Annotated in this window: 17 protein-coding genes; 9 read left to right on the forward strand and 8 right to left on the reverse strand. The window is 72.0% G+C overall.

What is annotated here, in order from left to right; genetic code table 11:
• The first annotated feature begins 13 nt into the window (after positions 1-13).
• From ACGH52_RS03430 to ACGH52_RS03445, 4 genes are all read left to right on the forward strand, one after another.
• Positions 14-850, forward strand: a complete 837-nt coding sequence (locus ACGH52_RS03430; protein ID WP_121701423.1) for an IclR family transcriptional regulator — start codon at positions 14-16, stop codon at positions 848-850.
• Complete coding sequence (locus ACGH52_RS03435) at positions 847-1,908, forward strand: serine hydrolase domain-containing protein (protein ID WP_399937477.1); 1,062 nt, start codon at positions 847-849, stop codon at positions 1,906-1,908. Before ACGH52_RS03430 ends, ACGH52_RS03435 begins: the two co-directional genes overlap by 4 nt.
• Before the next feature lie 4 nt (positions 1,909-1,912).
• The gene (locus ACGH52_RS03440) at positions 1,913-2,422 is read left to right on the forward strand and encodes an NUDIX hydrolase (RefSeq protein WP_121701421.1); all 510 of its coding nucleotides are present in this window, start codon (positions 1,913-1,915) and stop codon (positions 2,420-2,422) included.
• Between the two features lie 319 nt (positions 2,423-2,741).
• A complete protein-coding gene (locus tag ACGH52_RS03445; protein WP_399937479.1) occupies positions 2,742-3,938 on the forward strand; it encodes a glycoside hydrolase family 64 protein in 1,197 nt (398 codons plus the stop codon).
• Positions 3,939-4,006: 68 nt separating this feature from the next.
• Here ACGH52_RS03445 and ACGH52_RS03450 read toward each other — a convergent pair whose 3' ends face one another.
• The 4 genes from ACGH52_RS03450 to ACGH52_RS03465 form a co-directional block, all read right to left on the reverse strand.
• The gene (locus ACGH52_RS03450) at positions 4,007-5,446 is read right to left on the reverse strand and encodes a GH1 family beta-glucosidase (protein WP_076977851.1); all 1,440 of its coding nucleotides are present in this window, start codon (positions 5,444-5,446) and stop codon (positions 4,007-4,009) included.
• 47 nt (positions 5,447-5,493) lie between these two features.
• On the reverse strand, positions 5,494-6,417 hold the full coding sequence (locus ACGH52_RS03455; RefSeq protein ID WP_076977850.1) for a carbohydrate ABC transporter permease: 924 nt from the start codon (positions 6,415-6,417) through the stop codon (positions 5,494-5,496).
• Between the two features lie 12 nt (positions 6,418-6,429).
• The gene (locus ACGH52_RS03460) at positions 6,430-7,422 is read right to left on the reverse strand and encodes a carbohydrate ABC transporter permease (protein ID WP_059298785.1); all 993 of its coding nucleotides are present in this window, start codon (positions 7,420-7,422) and stop codon (positions 6,430-6,432) included.
• A 105-nt stretch (positions 7,423-7,527) separates the two neighbouring features.
• The gene (locus tag ACGH52_RS03465; protein ID WP_059298786.1) at positions 7,528-8,838 is read right to left on the reverse strand and encodes an ABC transporter substrate-binding protein; all 1,311 of its coding nucleotides are present in this window, start codon (positions 8,836-8,838) and stop codon (positions 7,528-7,530) included.
• Positions 8,839-9,175: 337 nt separating this feature from the next.
• On the opposite strand from ACGH52_RS03465, the gene ACGH52_RS03470 reads away from it, so the two are divergent.
• Positions 9,176-10,189 carry a LacI family DNA-binding transcriptional regulator gene (locus ACGH52_RS03470; RefSeq protein ID WP_076977849.1) on the forward strand — a complete coding sequence of 338 codons (1,014 nt, stop codon included), beginning with the start codon at positions 9,176-9,178 and terminating at the stop codon, positions 10,187-10,189.
• Between the two features lie 49 nt (positions 10,190-10,238).
• Here ACGH52_RS03470 and ACGH52_RS03475 read toward each other — a convergent pair whose 3' ends face one another.
• The 3 genes from ACGH52_RS03475 to ACGH52_RS03485 form a co-directional block, all read right to left on the reverse strand.
• A complete protein-coding gene (locus ACGH52_RS03475) occupies positions 10,239-10,634 on the reverse strand; it encodes a hypothetical protein (RefSeq protein ID WP_107487908.1) in 396 nt (131 codons plus the stop codon).
• 48 nt (positions 10,635-10,682) lie between these two features.
• A complete protein-coding gene (locus ACGH52_RS03480; RefSeq protein WP_399937485.1) occupies positions 10,683-10,904 on the reverse strand; it encodes a hypothetical protein in 222 nt (73 codons plus the stop codon).
• Between the two features lie 175 nt (positions 10,905-11,079).
• Positions 11,080-12,042 carry a zinc-binding dehydrogenase gene (locus ACGH52_RS03485; protein ID WP_399937488.1) on the reverse strand — a complete coding sequence of 321 codons (963 nt, stop codon included), beginning with the start codon at positions 12,040-12,042 and terminating at the stop codon, positions 11,080-11,082.
• A 107-nt stretch (positions 12,043-12,149) separates the two neighbouring features.
• Between ACGH52_RS03485 and ACGH52_RS03490 the strand changes: the two genes are divergently transcribed.
• The 4 genes from ACGH52_RS03490 (at position 12,150) to ACGH52_RS03505 (ending at position 14,526) form a co-directional block, all read left to right on the forward strand.
• Complete coding sequence (locus ACGH52_RS03490) at positions 12,150-12,767, forward strand: TetR/AcrR family transcriptional regulator (RefSeq protein WP_171987548.1); 618 nt, start codon at positions 12,150-12,152, stop codon at positions 12,765-12,767.
• A 65-nt stretch (positions 12,768-12,832) separates the two neighbouring features.
• Entirely contained in the window at positions 12,833-13,036 is a 204-nt protein-coding gene (locus ACGH52_RS03495) for a hypothetical protein (protein ID WP_059298791.1), read from the forward strand.
• A gap of 167 nt (positions 13,037-13,203) precedes the next feature.
• Positions 13,204-14,058 carry a glycerophosphodiester phosphodiesterase gene (locus tag ACGH52_RS03500; RefSeq protein ID WP_399937494.1) on the forward strand — a complete coding sequence of 285 codons (855 nt, stop codon included), beginning with the start codon at positions 13,204-13,206 and terminating at the stop codon, positions 14,056-14,058.
• 123 nt (positions 14,059-14,181) lie between these two features.
• A complete protein-coding gene (locus tag ACGH52_RS03505) occupies positions 14,182-14,526 on the forward strand; it encodes a hypothetical protein (protein WP_059298793.1) in 345 nt (114 codons plus the stop codon).
• Here ACGH52_RS03505 and ACGH52_RS03510 read toward each other — a convergent pair.
• Positions 14,501-15,490 (reverse strand): formylglycine-generating enzyme family protein, encoded by a 990-nt coding sequence (locus ACGH52_RS03510; RefSeq protein WP_193777611.1) that lies wholly within the window; start codon positions 15,488-15,490, stop codon positions 14,501-14,503. The genes ACGH52_RS03505 and ACGH52_RS03510 overlap by 26 nt on opposite strands.
• Positions 15,491-15,518: the final 28 nt, after the last annotated feature.

Below are 15,518 nucleotides of genomic sequence, written 5' to 3' on the forward strand. Positions count from 1 at the left end.
TAAGCTAAGCGACATGGTGAAAGCGGTCAACACCCGGTCGGTCGACCAGGAACTCGCGAAGGGCCCCGTAGACAAGGCGATGGAGGTGCTCGATGCGCTCGTCCAGCCCGGTGGCCCCCACCGGTTGGGGGAGATCGCGCGCCGCACAGGACTGACCAAGCCCACCGTCCACCGGCATCTGCGGACCATGGCGGAGTACGGCTTCGCCGAGCCCGCCGAGGGCGGCAGCTACCGTCCGGGACCCCGGCTGCTGGGCCTCGCGGCGGCGGCCCTGAGCGACAGCCGGGTCCTGGAACTGACCAGGCCCGCCCTCGCCGACCTGCGCCGGCGCACCGGCCACGTCGCCTTCTACGCGGTGCGCCACGCCTCCGACGCCGTGTATCTGGAGCAATCAGAACCGGCGCGCGAGTACCGGATGGGCACCCGGCCCGGCCACCGGTCGCCGCTGTACAGCTGCGGCGTGGGGCTCGCCATGCTCTCCGCGCTGCCCGCCGAGGAGGCCGCGACGGTCCTGGACGCACCGGACCTGGAGGCACGCACGCCGAACACGCCCACCGACCCGGCCGCGCTGCGGGCGGTGCTCGCGCGGGCGGCGCTGTGCGGCTATGCCGTGGACGACGAGTACGACGAGCCGGACGTGCGGTCGGTGGCGGCACCCGTGCTGGACGCGGAGGGCCGCGCCGTGGGTGCCATCGGCATCGCCGGACTGACCTTCACCCTCGACCCCGGCAGTGTGGAGGTGTTCGGCCCGATGGTGCGGGCCGCCGCGCGCACGGTGTCCGCCGGGCTCGGCGCGCGCACCCCCCAACTCGGCGTGGTGGACCCGGCCAGGGGCGGTGAGCAGGCATGACCGCCCTGGCCGAACTGCTCACCGACGGACGGAAACGGCGCATCTACTCCGGCGCCGCCTGGTCCGTCGGAGGCCCGGACGGACCACTGGACCGGGGCTGGACCGGCACCCGCCGCTGGGACGGACCGGCGCTGGACGGCGACGACGTGTGGGACCTCGCCTCGGTGACCAAGCCGATCACCGGACTCGCGGTCATGGCGCTCGTCGAGCGCGGCGCGCTCGGCCTCGACGACACCGTCGGCGCGTACCTCCCGGACTACCGGGGCGGCGACAAGGCGGAGCTGACCGTACGTCAACTCCTCGCGCACACCTCGGGGATACCGGGGCAGGTGCCGCTGTACCGCGACCACCCCACCCGTGCGGCGCTGCTGGAGGCGGTGCGTCTGCTGCCGCTGACCGCACAGCCGGGCACCCGCGTCCAGTACTCCTCGCAGGGCTTCATCATCCTCGGCCTGATCGCCGAGGCGGCGGCCGGAGAGCCCCTGGACGCGCTGGTGGAGCGGCTGGTGTGCGCGCCGCTCGGCCTGCGGGACACCGTCTTCCGCCCGGACGCGGGACGCCGGGCGCGGGCGGTGGCGACCGAGGACTGCCCCTGGCGCCGCCGCCCGGTCGTGGGCGAGGTCCACGACGAGAACGCGGTGGTGCTCGGCGGGGTCGGCGGCCACGCGGGGCTCTTCTCCACGCTCGCGGACATGGAACGGCTCGGCGCCGCCCTCGCCGCCGGCGGCCGTGGCCTGCTGCGCCCCGACACCTTCGCCCTGATGACGGCCGCCCACACGGACCACCTGGCGCTGCGGCGCGCTCTCGCCTGGCAGGGCCGCGATCCGGTCGGCTCCCCCGCCGGGGAGGTGTTCGGCCCGGACTCGTACGGCCACACCGGCTTCACCGGCACCAGCCTGTGGGTCGACCCGGCCACGCGGCGCTACGCCGTGCTGCTCACCAACCGGGTGCACCCGACGAGGACGGGTGACGGGATCGTCGCCCTGCGCCGCGCCTTCCACGACGCCGCCGCCCGGACAATCCCGTTGGCCGCCGAGGCCCCGCACGGTGTGGAATGAGCCGGTGAACTCCTCCGCACCGCGCGCCGAACGCCCCGAACGCATCCGCCCCGCCGCCCAGAGCCTGACCGGCGTCGGCCTCGCCGTCCTCGATCCCGCCGGCCGGGTCCTGCTCGGACTCGGTCACGACGGACGCTGGGAGATGCCCGGCGGCAAGGTCGACGCGGGCGAGGACTTCGAGACGGCCGCCGCCCGGGAACTGGCGGAGGAGACCGGGCTCGTGGCGGCCCCCGCCAACGTGCGGGTGCTGGCCGTACTCGTCGACGGCGTGGGCGGGCTGACCCGGGTGACCGCCGCGGCCGTCACCGAGCGGGCGGCCGGTACGCCCCGGGTCACCGAGCCCGACAAGATCGAGCGCTGGGAGTGGTTCGCCCGCGAGTCGGTCCCCTCCGCGCTCTTCCCGCCGTCCGCCTCGGTCCTGGACTGCCTGTGGCCCGGTGGGGAGCGGCGGGGTGCGGAGGCAGTCCGGCACTACGCGGTGGCCGGGTCCGCCACGTCGCGGTGGTCATCATGACGAGCTGACGCTCGCCGCCCGGCCCCGTCCGGCGCCACCACCGACATGCTGGGCGACCTGGGTTTCGCCCTCCGACCGGTCGTCGTCGGCGCCGTCGCCCCGGGCGACGCGGGGCCGGCCTTCGCCGCGAACCCGTCCGGGGCTCCGGGCTGCGCGGCACCGACGCCCTTCGCCACGGCCGCCGAAGCCTTCGGGCGGCACGGACCGGGCGAGCCGCATTGCCCCGCATGCATTGACATGAACGCGCCCCAGCGCAACGCTGAGAGCGCTCTCAGAATCGGTACGGACCAATTCCCCCACACCCGCACGGAGGTGGAGAGTGCTCTCCCGACTCAGACACCGTCTGCTCGCCGTGGCCGCGGCCGCAGGCCTCACCGGCGCCCTGCTCACGTTCGGCGCCGCACCGCCCGCGGACGCCGCGGTGCCCGCCACCATCCCCCTGAAGATCACCAACAACTCCGCCCGCGGCGACGCCGTGCACATCTACAACCTCGGCACCTCGCTGACGACCGGTCAGCAGGGCTGGGCGGACGAGAACGGCACCTTCCACGCCTGGCCCGCCGGGGGCAATCCCCCCACTCCCGCACCGGACGCGTCCATCGCCGGACCGGCCGCGGGACAGACCAAGACCATCCGGATCCCGAAGCTGTCGGGACGCATCTACTTCTCCTACGGCCAGAAGCTGGACTTCCGGCTGACCACCGGCGGCCTGGTCCAGCCCGCCGTCCAGAACCCGAGCGACCCCAACCGCAACACCCTCTTCAACTGGTCGGAGTACACGCTCAACGACGGCGGGCTGTGGCTGAACAGCACCCAGGTCGACATGTTCTCCGCGCCCTACACGGTCGGCGTGCAGCGCGCCGACGGCAGCGCGATCAGCGCCGGGCAGCTCAAGGCCGGTGGCTACCGCGGGGTGTTCGACGCGCTGCGGGCCCAGCCGGGCTGGGGCGGGCTGATCCAGACCCGGCCGGACGGCACCGTACTGCGGGCGCTGGCACCGCTGTACGGGGTGGAGACCGGGGCGCTGCCCGCGTCGGTCATGGACGACTACATCAACCGGGTCTGGCAGAAGTACACGACGACCACGCTCACCGTCACGCCCTTCGGGGACCAGCCGAACACCAAGTACTTCGGACGCGTGTCGGGCAACGTCATGAACTTCACCAACACCTCCGGCGCGGTCGTCACCAGCTTCCAGAAGCCGGACGCCTCCAGCGTCTTCGGCTGCCACCGGCTCCTGGACGCGCCCAACGACCAGGTGCGCGGGCCGATCTCCCGCACCCTGTGCGCCGGTTTCAACCGCTCGACGCTGCTGAGCAACCCCAACCAGCCCGACCCCTCGGCGGCGAACTTCTACCGGGACTCCGTGACCAACCACTACGCCCGGATCATCCACGAGCGCATGGCCGACGGAAAGGCGTACGCGTTCGCCTTCGACGACGTCGGCAACCACGAGTCGCTGGTGCACGACGGCAACCCGGCCGAGGCCCGGCTCACGCTCGCCCCGCTCGACTGAGCCGGCGGCGGGCACACGTCCGCCCCCGTCCCCCGCCGGTGCGGTGGAGGACGGGGGCGGACCCGTGATCAGGCGCCGGGCAGTACGCCGGTGCGGGCGACCTCGGAGTACCAGCGGGCGCTCGCCTTGGGAATGCGGGTGCCGGTCGGGTAGTCGACGTAGACGGCACCGAAGCGCTTGCTGTAGCCGTGGGCCCACTCGAAGTTGTCCAGCAGGGACCACAGGAAGTAGCCGCGCACGTCCGAGCCGTCCAGGATGGCCTGGTGGACGGCGGCCAGGTGGTCGCGGACGTAGGCGATCCGGGCGGGGTCGTTGACCTGCCCCTCGGGGTCGGCGTAGTCGTCGAAGGCGGCGCCGTTCTCGGTGATGACCAGCGGCAGCCGCGGGAAGTCGGCGGACAGCCGGCGCAGCAGGTCGTACAGGCCGGTGGGGTCGACGGCCCAGCCCATGGCGGTGGTGGCGCCGGGCGGCTGGTGGAAGGCGACCCGGTCGGCCCCCGGCCAGGGGCTGTGGGCGCTGTTGCCGTGCCCGTCGGAGGTGTGCGCGGCGCTGCCGTCGGTCTCGGAGACGACGGTGGGGGTGTAGTAGTTCACGCCGAGGAAGTCCAGCGGCTGGTGGGCCTGGCGCAGGTCGCCGTCCTGGACGAAGGACCAGTCGGTCAGCTCGGCGGTGTCCTTGAGCAGGTCCTCCGGGTAGGCGCCGTTCAGCATGGGACCGGTGAAGACCCGGTTGGCCAGCGCGTCGATCCGGCGCACCGCGTCGGCGTCGCCGTCGCTCGCGGTGAGCGGGCGGACGTGGTGGATGTTGAGGGTGACGGAGACCTGGGCGTCGGCGCGGACGCGGTCGCGCAGTGCCTCGACGGCCAGGCCGTGCGCCAGGTTGAGGTGGTGGGCGGCGCGCAGGGCGGCGACCGGGTCGGTGCGGCCGGGCGCGTGCACGCCGGAGCCGTAGCCGAGGAAGGCGCTGCACCAGGGCTCGTTGAGGGTGGTCCAGGTCTTCACCCGGTCGCCGAGGGCGTCGGCGGCGAAGGCCGCGTACTCGGCGAACCGCTCGGCCGTGGCACGCTCGGGCCAGCCGCCCGCGTCCTCCAGTTCCTGGGGCAGGTCCCAGTGGTAGAGAGTGGCGACGGGCTGGATGCCCTTCTCCAGCAGCTCGTCCACCAGGCGCCGGTAGAAGTCCAGGCCCTTCTGCACGGCCGGGCCGCGGCCGGTGGGCTGGATCCGGGGCCAGGCGAGGGAGAAGCGGTAGGCGCCCAGGCCGAGTTCGGCCATGAGGGCGACGTCCTCGCTGCGGCGGTGGTAGTGGTCGGTGGCGATGTCACCGGTGTCGCCGTTGCGGACCCGGCCGGGGGTGCGGGCGTAGGTGTCCCAGATGGACGGCGTGCGGCCGTCCTCCCCGGCGGCCCCCTCGACCTGGTAGGAAGCGGTGGCGGAGCCCCAGAGGAAGCCCTTGGGGAAGGTGCGGGCGGCGTCCGGGGCGGACGCGGTCTGGTGTGCTGCGGTGACCACGTAAGTCCTTTCGGGTGGGGATGCTGGGTACGGCGGGGGGCGACGGATCAGCCCTTGACGGCGCCCGCCATGATGCCGCTGACGATCTGGCGGCCGAAGACGACGAACATCGCCAGCAGCGGCAGCGTGCCGAGCAGCGCGCCGGCCATGATGAGCGACTGGTCGCGGACGTAGCCCGCGCTGAGCTGGGTGAGCGCGACGGGGACCGTCGGGTTGGTCATGTCGAGGACCACGAACGGCCAGAAGAAGTCGTTCCACGCGTGCACGAAAGTGATCATGAACAGGACGGCCATCGCGGGCCGCGCGATGGGCAGCACGATGCTGAAGAAGATCCGCAGCGAGTGCGCTCCGTCCACCCGTCCGGCCTCGACGAGTTCGTCCGGCAGCGCCTCGGTCAGGTACTGCCGCATGAAGAAGACGCCGACCGCGCTCACCAGCGTCGGGAAGATGACGGCGGGCAGCTGCTGCGACCAGCCGAGGTCGGCCATCATCATGAACAGCGGCACGACGGCGAGCTGCGGCGGCACCATCATGGTCCCGATCACCAGCATGAGCAGGGCGTTGCGGCCCTTGAACCGCAGCTTGGCGAAGGCGAACCCGGCGAGTGTCGCGAACAGCACCGTGGACAGGGCGATCACCCCGGCCACGATGAGGCTGTTGACCATGGCCTTGCCCATCGCCGCCTCGTCCCAGGCCCGGGCGAGGTTGCTGAACAGGTTCGGGCCGGGCAGGAACGGCGGCGGCGTCTGGCTGACCCGGGTGTTGTCGGTGGACGCGGCCACCATCGTCCAGTACAGCGGGAAGATCGACAGGATCGCCATGATGGCGAGCAGTACGTAGGCCAGGGGGCCGGCGTGGTGCTGGCGGCCGGCGCGCTGGCGCAGCAGCCGGCGGCCACCGCGGCCGCCCTCCTTCGCGGCAGGGGTCCGGGCCGGGGCGTCGGTCCGGGCCGGGAGACTTTGAGTGGTCATGACGACTCCAGGTCAGGACGTGCGGGAGCGCAGGCGCTTGATGACGCGCTGCACGACGAAGACGAGGACCAGCACCATGAACATCGCCCAGGCGACGGTCGCCGAGCGGCCCATCTGGTAGTTCTTCCAGCCCTCCTCGTACAGCAGCAGGCCCAGCGTCTGGTACTGGTTGTCCGCGCCGCCGGTGACCCCGTTGGGCCCCTGGCCGAAGATCAGCGGCTCACCGAAGAGCTGGGTGGCGCCGATCGTGGAGAGCACGATGGTGAAGACGATGGTGGAGCGGATCCCTGGAACGGTGACGTGGATGAACTGCTGCCACCGGGAGGCGCCGTCGAGGGAGGCCGCCTCGTACCGGTCGGCGGGGATGGCCTGCATCGCGGCCAGGTAGAGCAGCGCGTTGTAGCCGGTCCAGCGCCAGATGACGATGGTCGAGATCGCGACCTGGGCGGGCCACTTGTCGGCCTCCCAGTCCACCGGGTCGATCCCGACCGAGCCGAGCGCCCAGTTGATCATGCCGAAGTCGCGCTCGAAGATCATGGTGAAGACGAGGGCGGCCGCGGCGACCGAGGTGGCGTAGGGGACCAGGGAGGCGACCCGGAAGAACAGCGAGGCGCGCATCCGGTAGTTGAGCAGATGGGCCATGCCGAGCGCCATCATCAGCTGCGGCACCGTGGAGATGACGCCGATGGTGATCGTGTTCTGCAGCGCGTTCCAGAACCGGGAATCGCCCCACAGCTCGACGTAGTTGTCGAACGCCACCCACTCCATGACATCGAGGGTGGCCAGCTCCACGTCGTGCAGGGAGATCCACGAGGTGTAGATCAGGGGGTAGAAGCTGAACGCGGCGAAGATGACGAAGAAGGGCGCGACGAACGCGTACGGGGCGCCCTTGATGTCGAGCCGGTGCCAGAGCGCGCCGCGCCGCCGGGGGGCGTCCCCGTCCCCGCGGGGGGACGGACGCGCAGGCTCGCCCCCGGCCAGGGCCTTGGTGGTGGAGGTGGCCACCGGACTTCCTTCCTGAGTGCGGTTTGAGTGAGCCGGGCGCCGGGCCCGCCGGCCAGGACCTGTTCCTGGACGCGGGCGGGCCCGGTCGGCCTCGGGAGCGTGCGGTCAGCCGACCGCCTTCTCGATGCGCTCCCCGGTGGTCTCCCACGCCTCGTCACGCGTGGCGTCGCCCTGCTCGATCAGGGCCAGACCCTGGGAGAAGGTGTCCTTGATCGTGCCGTCCTTGCGGCCGAGGACCTGCTTGTCCGGGATCTCCTGGGCGGCGGCGCCGAAGATCTGGCCGATCGGGGCGCCGCTGAAGTACTCGGACTTGGCGTTCTTCACTTCGGGGCTGTCCAGCGCCTCGCGCGAGGACGGGATGTTGCCGATCTCCTTGAAGATGTGGGCCTGCTGCTCGGGCGCGGTGAGCCAGGCGACGAGCTTCTTGGCCTCCTCCTTCACCGGGCTCTGCTCGACGACGCCGAGGAAGGAGCCGCCCCAGTTCGCACCCTTGGGCGCCTTGGCCACGTCCCACTTGCCCTTGTTCGCGTCGCCGGCCTTCTCGCTGATGTGGCTGAGCATCCACGCCGGGCACACCGCGGTGGCGAAGGTGCCGTTGGCCAGGCCCGGGTCCCAACCGGGCTGGAACTGGCGGAGCTTGGCGGTCAGACCGTCCTCGGCCGCGTCGGCGGAGAGGTTCCACGCCTCCTTGACGGCCGGGTTGGAGTCGTGGATCAGCTCGCCGTTCTCGTTGTAGTACTGCTCGGGGTAGCCGTAGACCATGGCGTTGAACAGGCCGCTGGCCGCGTCCATGTACGCCACGTCGCCGCCCTTGAAGTCCTTCTTGAAGGTGCGGCCGACCTCGACGTACTTGTTCCAGTCGCCCGCCCACAGCTTGGCGACCTCTTCGCGGTCGGTGGGCAGGCCCGCCTTCTCGAAGTAGTCCTTGCGGTAGCAGACGGCCATCGGGCCGATGTCCGTGCCCAGGCCCAGCACCTTGCCGTCCTTGGTGCTGATCTGGGACTCCTTCCACGGCAGGAAGTGGTCGGTGCCCGCGACCTCGGCGAAGTCCGCGAACTTGTCCGCCTGGGTCTCGGTGATCTCCTTGGCCCGGCCGATCTCGATGCCCTGGATGTCCTTCAGGCCCTTGCCCGCGGCGAGCCTGGTCTGCAGGGCGGTGTAGTAGGTCTGCTCGTCACCGGCGATCTCGGCCTTGATGTCGACATCGGGGTTCTCCTTCTCGTACTGCTCGAGAAGGCCGGTCTCCTTGATGCCCATCACCCCGTACATGCCCATGGTGATGGTGACCTTGCCGTCCTTCTTGCCACCGCCGGTGGCCGAGTCGTCGCTGCCGCCGCAGCCGACGACGAGCGCCAGCGCGCCCACGGCCGCGGCCGTCGCCACCGCCCTTCTGCGCAATGAACCGAGAGTGCCCATGGATCTCCTCCTAGCGACGACGCTGACACATCGGAGTGACGAGTTCTGCGATGACTACTGCGATGGCTACAGCGGCTACAGCGATGAAAGACAGCGGCTCGAACACGGGGTGGGAACGTGCCCAATTTTGGTGGGCACGTTCCCACCGGCGCATCGAAGACTCGTGGGAACGGGGCCTGTCTGTCAATAACTTGAAAGCAACTTGTCGCAAGCGCCCCCGCGCCGCGTTCGTGTCCCGGAGCCCGGGGGGTGCTCCGCCGATCGCGGTGTCTGCAAGAATTGCCGCAGGTCACCTCCGCGGCAGGCAGCGCCGCCGCGGCCGCCGAGGGGGGAGTACATGACCGGCAACCGCCGTCCAACGATCAAAACGGTCGCCGCCCGCGCCGGCGTGGGCCGCACCACGGTCTCCCGTGTCGTCAACGGCTCGGAGCTGGTCAGTGCCGATGCCCGGGAGAGGGTCCTTGCGGCGATCAAGGAACTGAACTACGTTCCCAACTCGGTCGCCCGCGGCCTGGTCACCAACCGCACCAACGCCGTTGCCCTGGTGATCCCGGAGTCGGAGAGCCGGCTCGGCTCGGAGCCGTTCTTCGCCGCGCTCATCCGCGGTGTCAGCGGCGCCCTGGCCGTCAGCCGCACCCAGTTGCAGCTGATGCTCGTCCGCGACCAGGCCGAGCGGGACCAGCTGACCGAGTCGGTCGCGACCCGCCGGGTGGACGGCGTGCTGCTGGTCTCCGTGCACTCCGAGGACCGGCTGCCGGGCATGCTGGAGGAGATGGGCCTGCCCACGGTGCTGGCCGGCCGCCGCGACGCGGGCGAGCGGCTGAGCTACGTCAACTCCGACAACGCCGGCGGGGCGGCCGCCGCCGTGCGGCATCTGCTGGGCGGCGGACGGCGCCGGGTCGCCACCATCACCGGACCGCTGGACATGGACGTCGGCCGCAGCAGGCTCGCCGGCTGGCGCGCCGCGCATGAGGAGGCGGGGGTGCCTACGCCGGAACTCCTCGTCGAGGCGGGTGACTTCACCGAGGAGGGCGGTGCGAACGCCATGCGTTTGCTTCTTGAACGCGCCCCCGACCTGGACGCCGTCTTCGCCGCGTCCGACCTGATGGCGGTCGGCGCCCTGGCCGAACTGCGCCGGCTGAAGCGCCAGGTTCCGGGGGATGTGGCCGTCGTCGGTTTCGAGGACTCCGTCCTGGCCCGCCACACCAACCCGCCGCTGACGACGGTGCGTCAGCCGGTGGAGGAACTGGGCCGGACCATGGCCCGTATCCTCACCGACATCACGCAGCACGGCGCGCCCCGGCAGCAGATGACGCTGCCGACGGAGCTGGTGGTGCGCGAGTCGTCGTAGGCCCGGACCCTCGCCGCGGGGAGCGCGACCGGTGCCCCGGCCGGGGTGGTCACGAGGCGGCTTCCTGCCGCCGCAGCCGCTCCAGGACGCGCCCGCGCAGCAGCTCGTACTCCTCCCGCAGTCGGCGTATCTCGGGCGGCCGGGGGACGACGGTGGCGCCGACGACGGTCTCGTGCGGGCCGAACTGCTCCCGGGTGAGGTCGATCTCCACGCCCATGCCCAGCCGGTTCCACCAGTGGAAGTCGACCCGCTCGCCCGCCACGTGCACCTCGCCCCGGATCAGCTCGCCGCCCAGCAGGTCGTTGAGCACCATGGCGGTCACGCCGCACTGGTCCCGGGCGGGATTGTCCTCGGTCCACTGCGACCGGAACTCCGGCGTGCTCGTCTCGGCACTCCAACTGCTGCGGACGGCACGCTCGACATCGGCGAGAAGCAAGGGTTTCATGCCGTCCATGGTGTCGGCGGGCACTGACAATCGACCGCGGCCGGGCGATCAGCCGGTGTCCGGCAGCGCCTCCGGGCGGTCCGTCCCGTCCGCCTGCCGCCGGGCGCGCCGGGTGTTCTCCTCGCGCGCCGCGTCCAGCCACCGCCACGGTCCGCTCTCGTCCAGGCCGAGGCCCGGGCGGGCGAGCCGGTGGGGGACGCGGCAGGTGGCGCCGGGCGGGGTTCGCCGAGGCCGCCGTTCCAGGCCTGCCCGCACGGGTCGACGTACCATCGGTGCCCGCCCGGCACCAGGTGGGCGGGCACGGTGAGTACGGGTTCGAGCAGGACGTGGAGGCGGGGCAGGGCGCAGGGCGGGCGCACCGGCCGCACAGGGGAATCACGGGTGCCCGGGCGCCGCCGCTCCCGACGGGCCGTGGCTGCCGGGAAGGGGTGGCACGCCGCAGGGCCTACGGGGTCAGCACGATCCGGCCGAAGACCTCGCCCGCGTCCATCTTCCGGTGCGCCGAGGCCGCCTGGTCCAGGGGCAGCACCTCGTGCACGACGGTCTCGAACTCCCCCCGGCCCGCGGCGGCGAACTGCTCGGCCCGCACGGCCCGCAGGTCGGCTTCCGGGACGGTGGCGGCGCTGAACGTGGCGAACGACATCGACTTCTGGAAGGACGCCATCAGCTGCGTGCCGAAGTCCGCGGGTGGCTGCCCCGCGACGGCGCCCACGACCACCATCCTGCCGTTCGGCGCGAGCCTGCTGAAGAAGGAGGGCAGTTCGGCGCCCGCGACGATGTCCAGGATGACGTCGAAGGACTCGGGAGCGTCCGCGTCGCCGCGGCCGGAGCGGTCCAGGACGTGGGTCGCGCCGAGCCCGCGCAGCCGCTCGCCCCGCGCGGCCGACGAGGTCGTGACCGCCACCGCCGCGGCACCGCCCCGCGCCGCGAGCTGGACCGTCATGATGCCGAGGCTGCCCGCCGCGCCCCGCACCAGCACCTTCTCGCCCGCGGTGAGGTGGGCGTGGGCGAGTCCGAAGTGCGCCACCACCCCGGCGCTGCCGAGGGTCACCGCGTCCAGGGCGGACAGCCCCTCGGGGAGCGGGAGGACGTCGTGGACCGGCGCGGTCGCCTGCTCGGCGTAGCCACCTCCCACGCCGGTCAGCGCCCACACGCGCCGGCCGGTCCAGGAGGCGTCGACGCCCGCGCCGACCGCCGTGACGGTACCCACCACCTCCCCGCCGGGGACATGCCCCTCCTGGAACCCGTAGGAGGCGAGCGCGCCGCTGCGGATGGCGACGTCGGCACCGCTCACGCCGATCGCCTCCGTCGCCACCAGCACCTGTCCCGCGGCGGGCACGGGGACGGGGAGGTCGACGACCGCCATCCCCTCGGGCCCGCCGAACGCCCGGATCGCCACTGCCTTCATTCGCCACTCCTTGCTCGTCGAAGCCGTGCCGCCATGTCCTCGGGCACGGGGGCCGTGTCCTTCGGACGTTAACGGGCGCCCCCGTCCACTTCGCTAAAGTGAGAGTGATGACCGATCATTTGCCTCGCACCCTGCGCTCCGACGCCGAGGACAACCGCGCGCGCATCCTCGACGCGGCCCGCGCGCTGTTCGCCGCCCAGGGGCTGCGGGTGCCGATGCGGGAAATCGCCCGGCGGGCCGGTGTCGGGCCCGCCACGCTCTACCGGCGTTTCCCGACCAAGCAGGAGCTGATCACCGAGGCGTGCAGGGATCAGCTGCGCGCGTGCCGGGCGGTCGTGGACGAGGGCCTGGCCCACCCTGACCCCTGGGCCGGATTCTGTCTCGTCGTCGAGAAGACCTGTGAGCTGCATGCCCGGCACCTGGGCTGCTCCGAGGCGTTCATGGCGGCCTACCCGGACGCGAGGGACTTCACCGCCGCCCGCGCGTACTCGCTGAAGTCCGTCGGTGAACTGGCCCGTCGGGCCCAGGGAGACGGCGGTCTGCGCCCCGACTTCGTGCTGGACGACCTCATCCTCATGATCACGGCCAACCGGGGAATCCACGCCCTGCCGACGGCCGCCCGGGTCGCGGCCTCCCGGCGCTTCGCCGCGCTGGTGATCCAGGCGTTCCGGGCCTCCCCCGGGCACGCGCCGCTCCCACCCGTGCCACGGTTGGCGCCCGCCTGAACCCGACTGGCCCAGTCCGGCCCCGGCGAGCGTTTCCCCCCGGGCCCTCGTTCGTTGGGCCGCACATGATCAAGAAGCTTGCCTGCGTCTCCGTCATGGCCACCGCCCTGCTGGTCTCCGCTCCCCTCGCCGAGGCGGCTCCCGGGCCCGATCCGGCCGCCGGTGTTCCCGGTGGTCCGCTCCTGAACGGTCTCCTGGGATCGCTGGAGGTGGGACACCCGGCCACCTCGCCGCAGTCGCTCCTCCCCCAGGGCATCCTCGGCAGGTGAAACGCATGAGGCGGAGGGGGTGATTGCGCGCAATCGCCCCCTCCGCCTCCGATGACCGGTTCGGCGCTCCGCTCCACCGGCCCCTCCCGGGCCCGCCAGACCGCGGCAGGCTTCCCGTAACCACCGTCCGGGAGTCTCCAGGGAGTCATTCAACGTGGGAGGCTCCAGTGAAGTTCGCGAGCAAGAGGCGTGCCGGTGCGGTCGTGGCCGTGCTCAGTGGTCTGGCCCTGGCGGCGACGTCGACGACGGCGCAGGCCGCGACGGGACCCGACGTCATCGCCCACCGCGGCTCCTCGGGCATGGCACCCGAGAACACCGCCGCCGCCATCGACCTCGCCGTCCGCCAACGCGCCGACTACGTCGAGATCGACGTACAACGCACCAAGGACGGCCACCTCGTCAACTTCCACGACTGCACCATGGAACGCACCACCGACATCGAAAACCTCTACCCCGGCCGACCCAGCTACCGCGTCTCCGACTTCACCTGGAACGAACTGCGCCGCCTCGACGCCGGAACCTGGTTCCACGACGACTACACCGGCGAACGCATCATCACCGTCGACGACGTCATCCGCCACATCCAGCACACCCGCACCGGACTCCTCGCCGAGATCAGCCCCTGCAGCCAGTACGGCACCACCATCGCCACCGACCTCGCCGACACCCTGCGCGACAAACCCCGCTACGTCCGCACCGCCCTCGCCCACCACCGGCTCGCCGTCCAGTCCTTCCAGACCGACGACGCCCGCACCTTCCACACCGCCCAGCCCGACATCCCCATCGGCATCCTCGACGCCGACCGCCCCACCGACACCGAACTCCTCCAGCTCAGCCAGTGGGCCGACCAGGTCAACCCCCAGCACACCGTCACCGACCAGACCCTCGTCGACCGCATCCACCAACTCGGCATGGACATCAACGTCTGGACCGTCGACGAACCCGGCGCCATCCGCAAAATGGTCGGTCTCGGCGTCGACGGCATCATCACCGACTACCCCCAGACCCTCACCCGGCGGTAGCGGGGCACGGGAAACCGGCGCTTTGACACACATCGTCTTCGGGCGTTGACTGTCCGTACGGCGCAGCGCATGCCGCTCCGGGGAACCCGGTGATCCAAGCAACCCAGGAAAGCGGCACACGACATGTATGACCAGACGCGCGCACAGCAGCCCGCGGACCGGGACCAGAACCGCACCGAGCGCCGTCCCGCGGCACCGGACGCCCTCCTGCCGTCGGAGGAACGGGACGCGGTCCTGGACCGCCTCCGCAAGGCCATCAACACCTTCGCCGACGCTCCGCACGACGCGCTGGAGGAGGCGGAGGGCGCCTTCGACGACGCCGCGGCTCACCTCGCGAACGCCCTCGCGGAACGGCGTCGGGCCCTGCACGAGGCTTGGCAGGACCAGGACCCCGAGGCGCACGGCGAGGAACTCCGGCTCGCCCTGCGGCAGTACCGGGAGCTCACGCAGCGGCTGATCCGCATGTGACGGCCGCGTCGTTGGCGCAGCGGAAGCCGAGGTTGCCGGACGAGGAGTCCGGGGTGTTGGAGGAGCGGGCGGCGACCCGGTAGCGGTTGCAGTAGGAGTCGTGGCACAGGTAGGAGCCGCCGCGCAGGACCCGTGCCGTCCCGGTCGCGGGCCCGTGCGGGTCCGCGGCCGGGGACTCGGCGTAGTACGACGGCGAGAACCAGTCGGCGCACCATTCCCACACGTTGCCCGCCGTGTTCCACAGGCCGTGGCCGTTGGGCCGGTAGGACTTGACCGGCGCGGTGGTGAGGTGACCGTCCTCGGCCGTGTTGACGTGGGGGAAGCGGCCCTGCCAGATGTTGCAGCGCCACCGGCCGCCGGGAGTCAGCTCGTCGCCCCAGGGGTAGCGGCGGCCGGCCAGTCCCCCGCGGGCGGCGTACTCCCACTCGGCCTCGGTGGGAAGCCGCTTGCCGGCCCATCGCGCGTAGGCGGTGGCGTCGTTCCAGGAGACGTGGACGACGGGATGGTTCTGCCGCCCGGTGATGTCGGAGCGGGCACCCTCGGGGCGGCGCCAGTGGGCGCCCCGCACGTTGATCCACCAGGGGGCGCCGGCGGCGTTGCCGAGGACGTCGGCGTCGGAAGCGGCGACCACCAGGTGGAAGACGGCCGAGGAGCCGAAGCGTTCGGCGTCGGTCACATGGCCGGTCGCCTTGACGAAGGCGGCGAACCGGGCGTTGGTGACGGCGGTCTCGTCGATGTGGAAGGGCCTCAGACGTACCGTGTGCACGGGTGTCTCGCCGTCGGCCGGATATCCCTCCCCGAAAGCGTCCCCCATGGCGAACTCACCGCCCGGCAGACGCACCTGGCCGCGTGTCGAGCGCGGGCGGGCGGCGGACTCCGGCACCGCGGGGGGCGCGCCGGGCGCGGCGTCCACGGCGACGGGTGCCGTCGCGGGGGCGCAGCACGGGCGGTGAGTGCTGGTCATCGGTCCTCGAATCGTTCGCGTGCCCGGG

It is taken from the genome of Streptomyces sp. BBFR25, from assembly GCF_044590125.1.
In the GTDB taxonomy this organism is placed as follows: domain Bacteria; phylum Actinomycetota; class Actinomycetes; order Streptomycetales; family Streptomycetaceae; genus Streptomyces; species Streptomyces canus_D.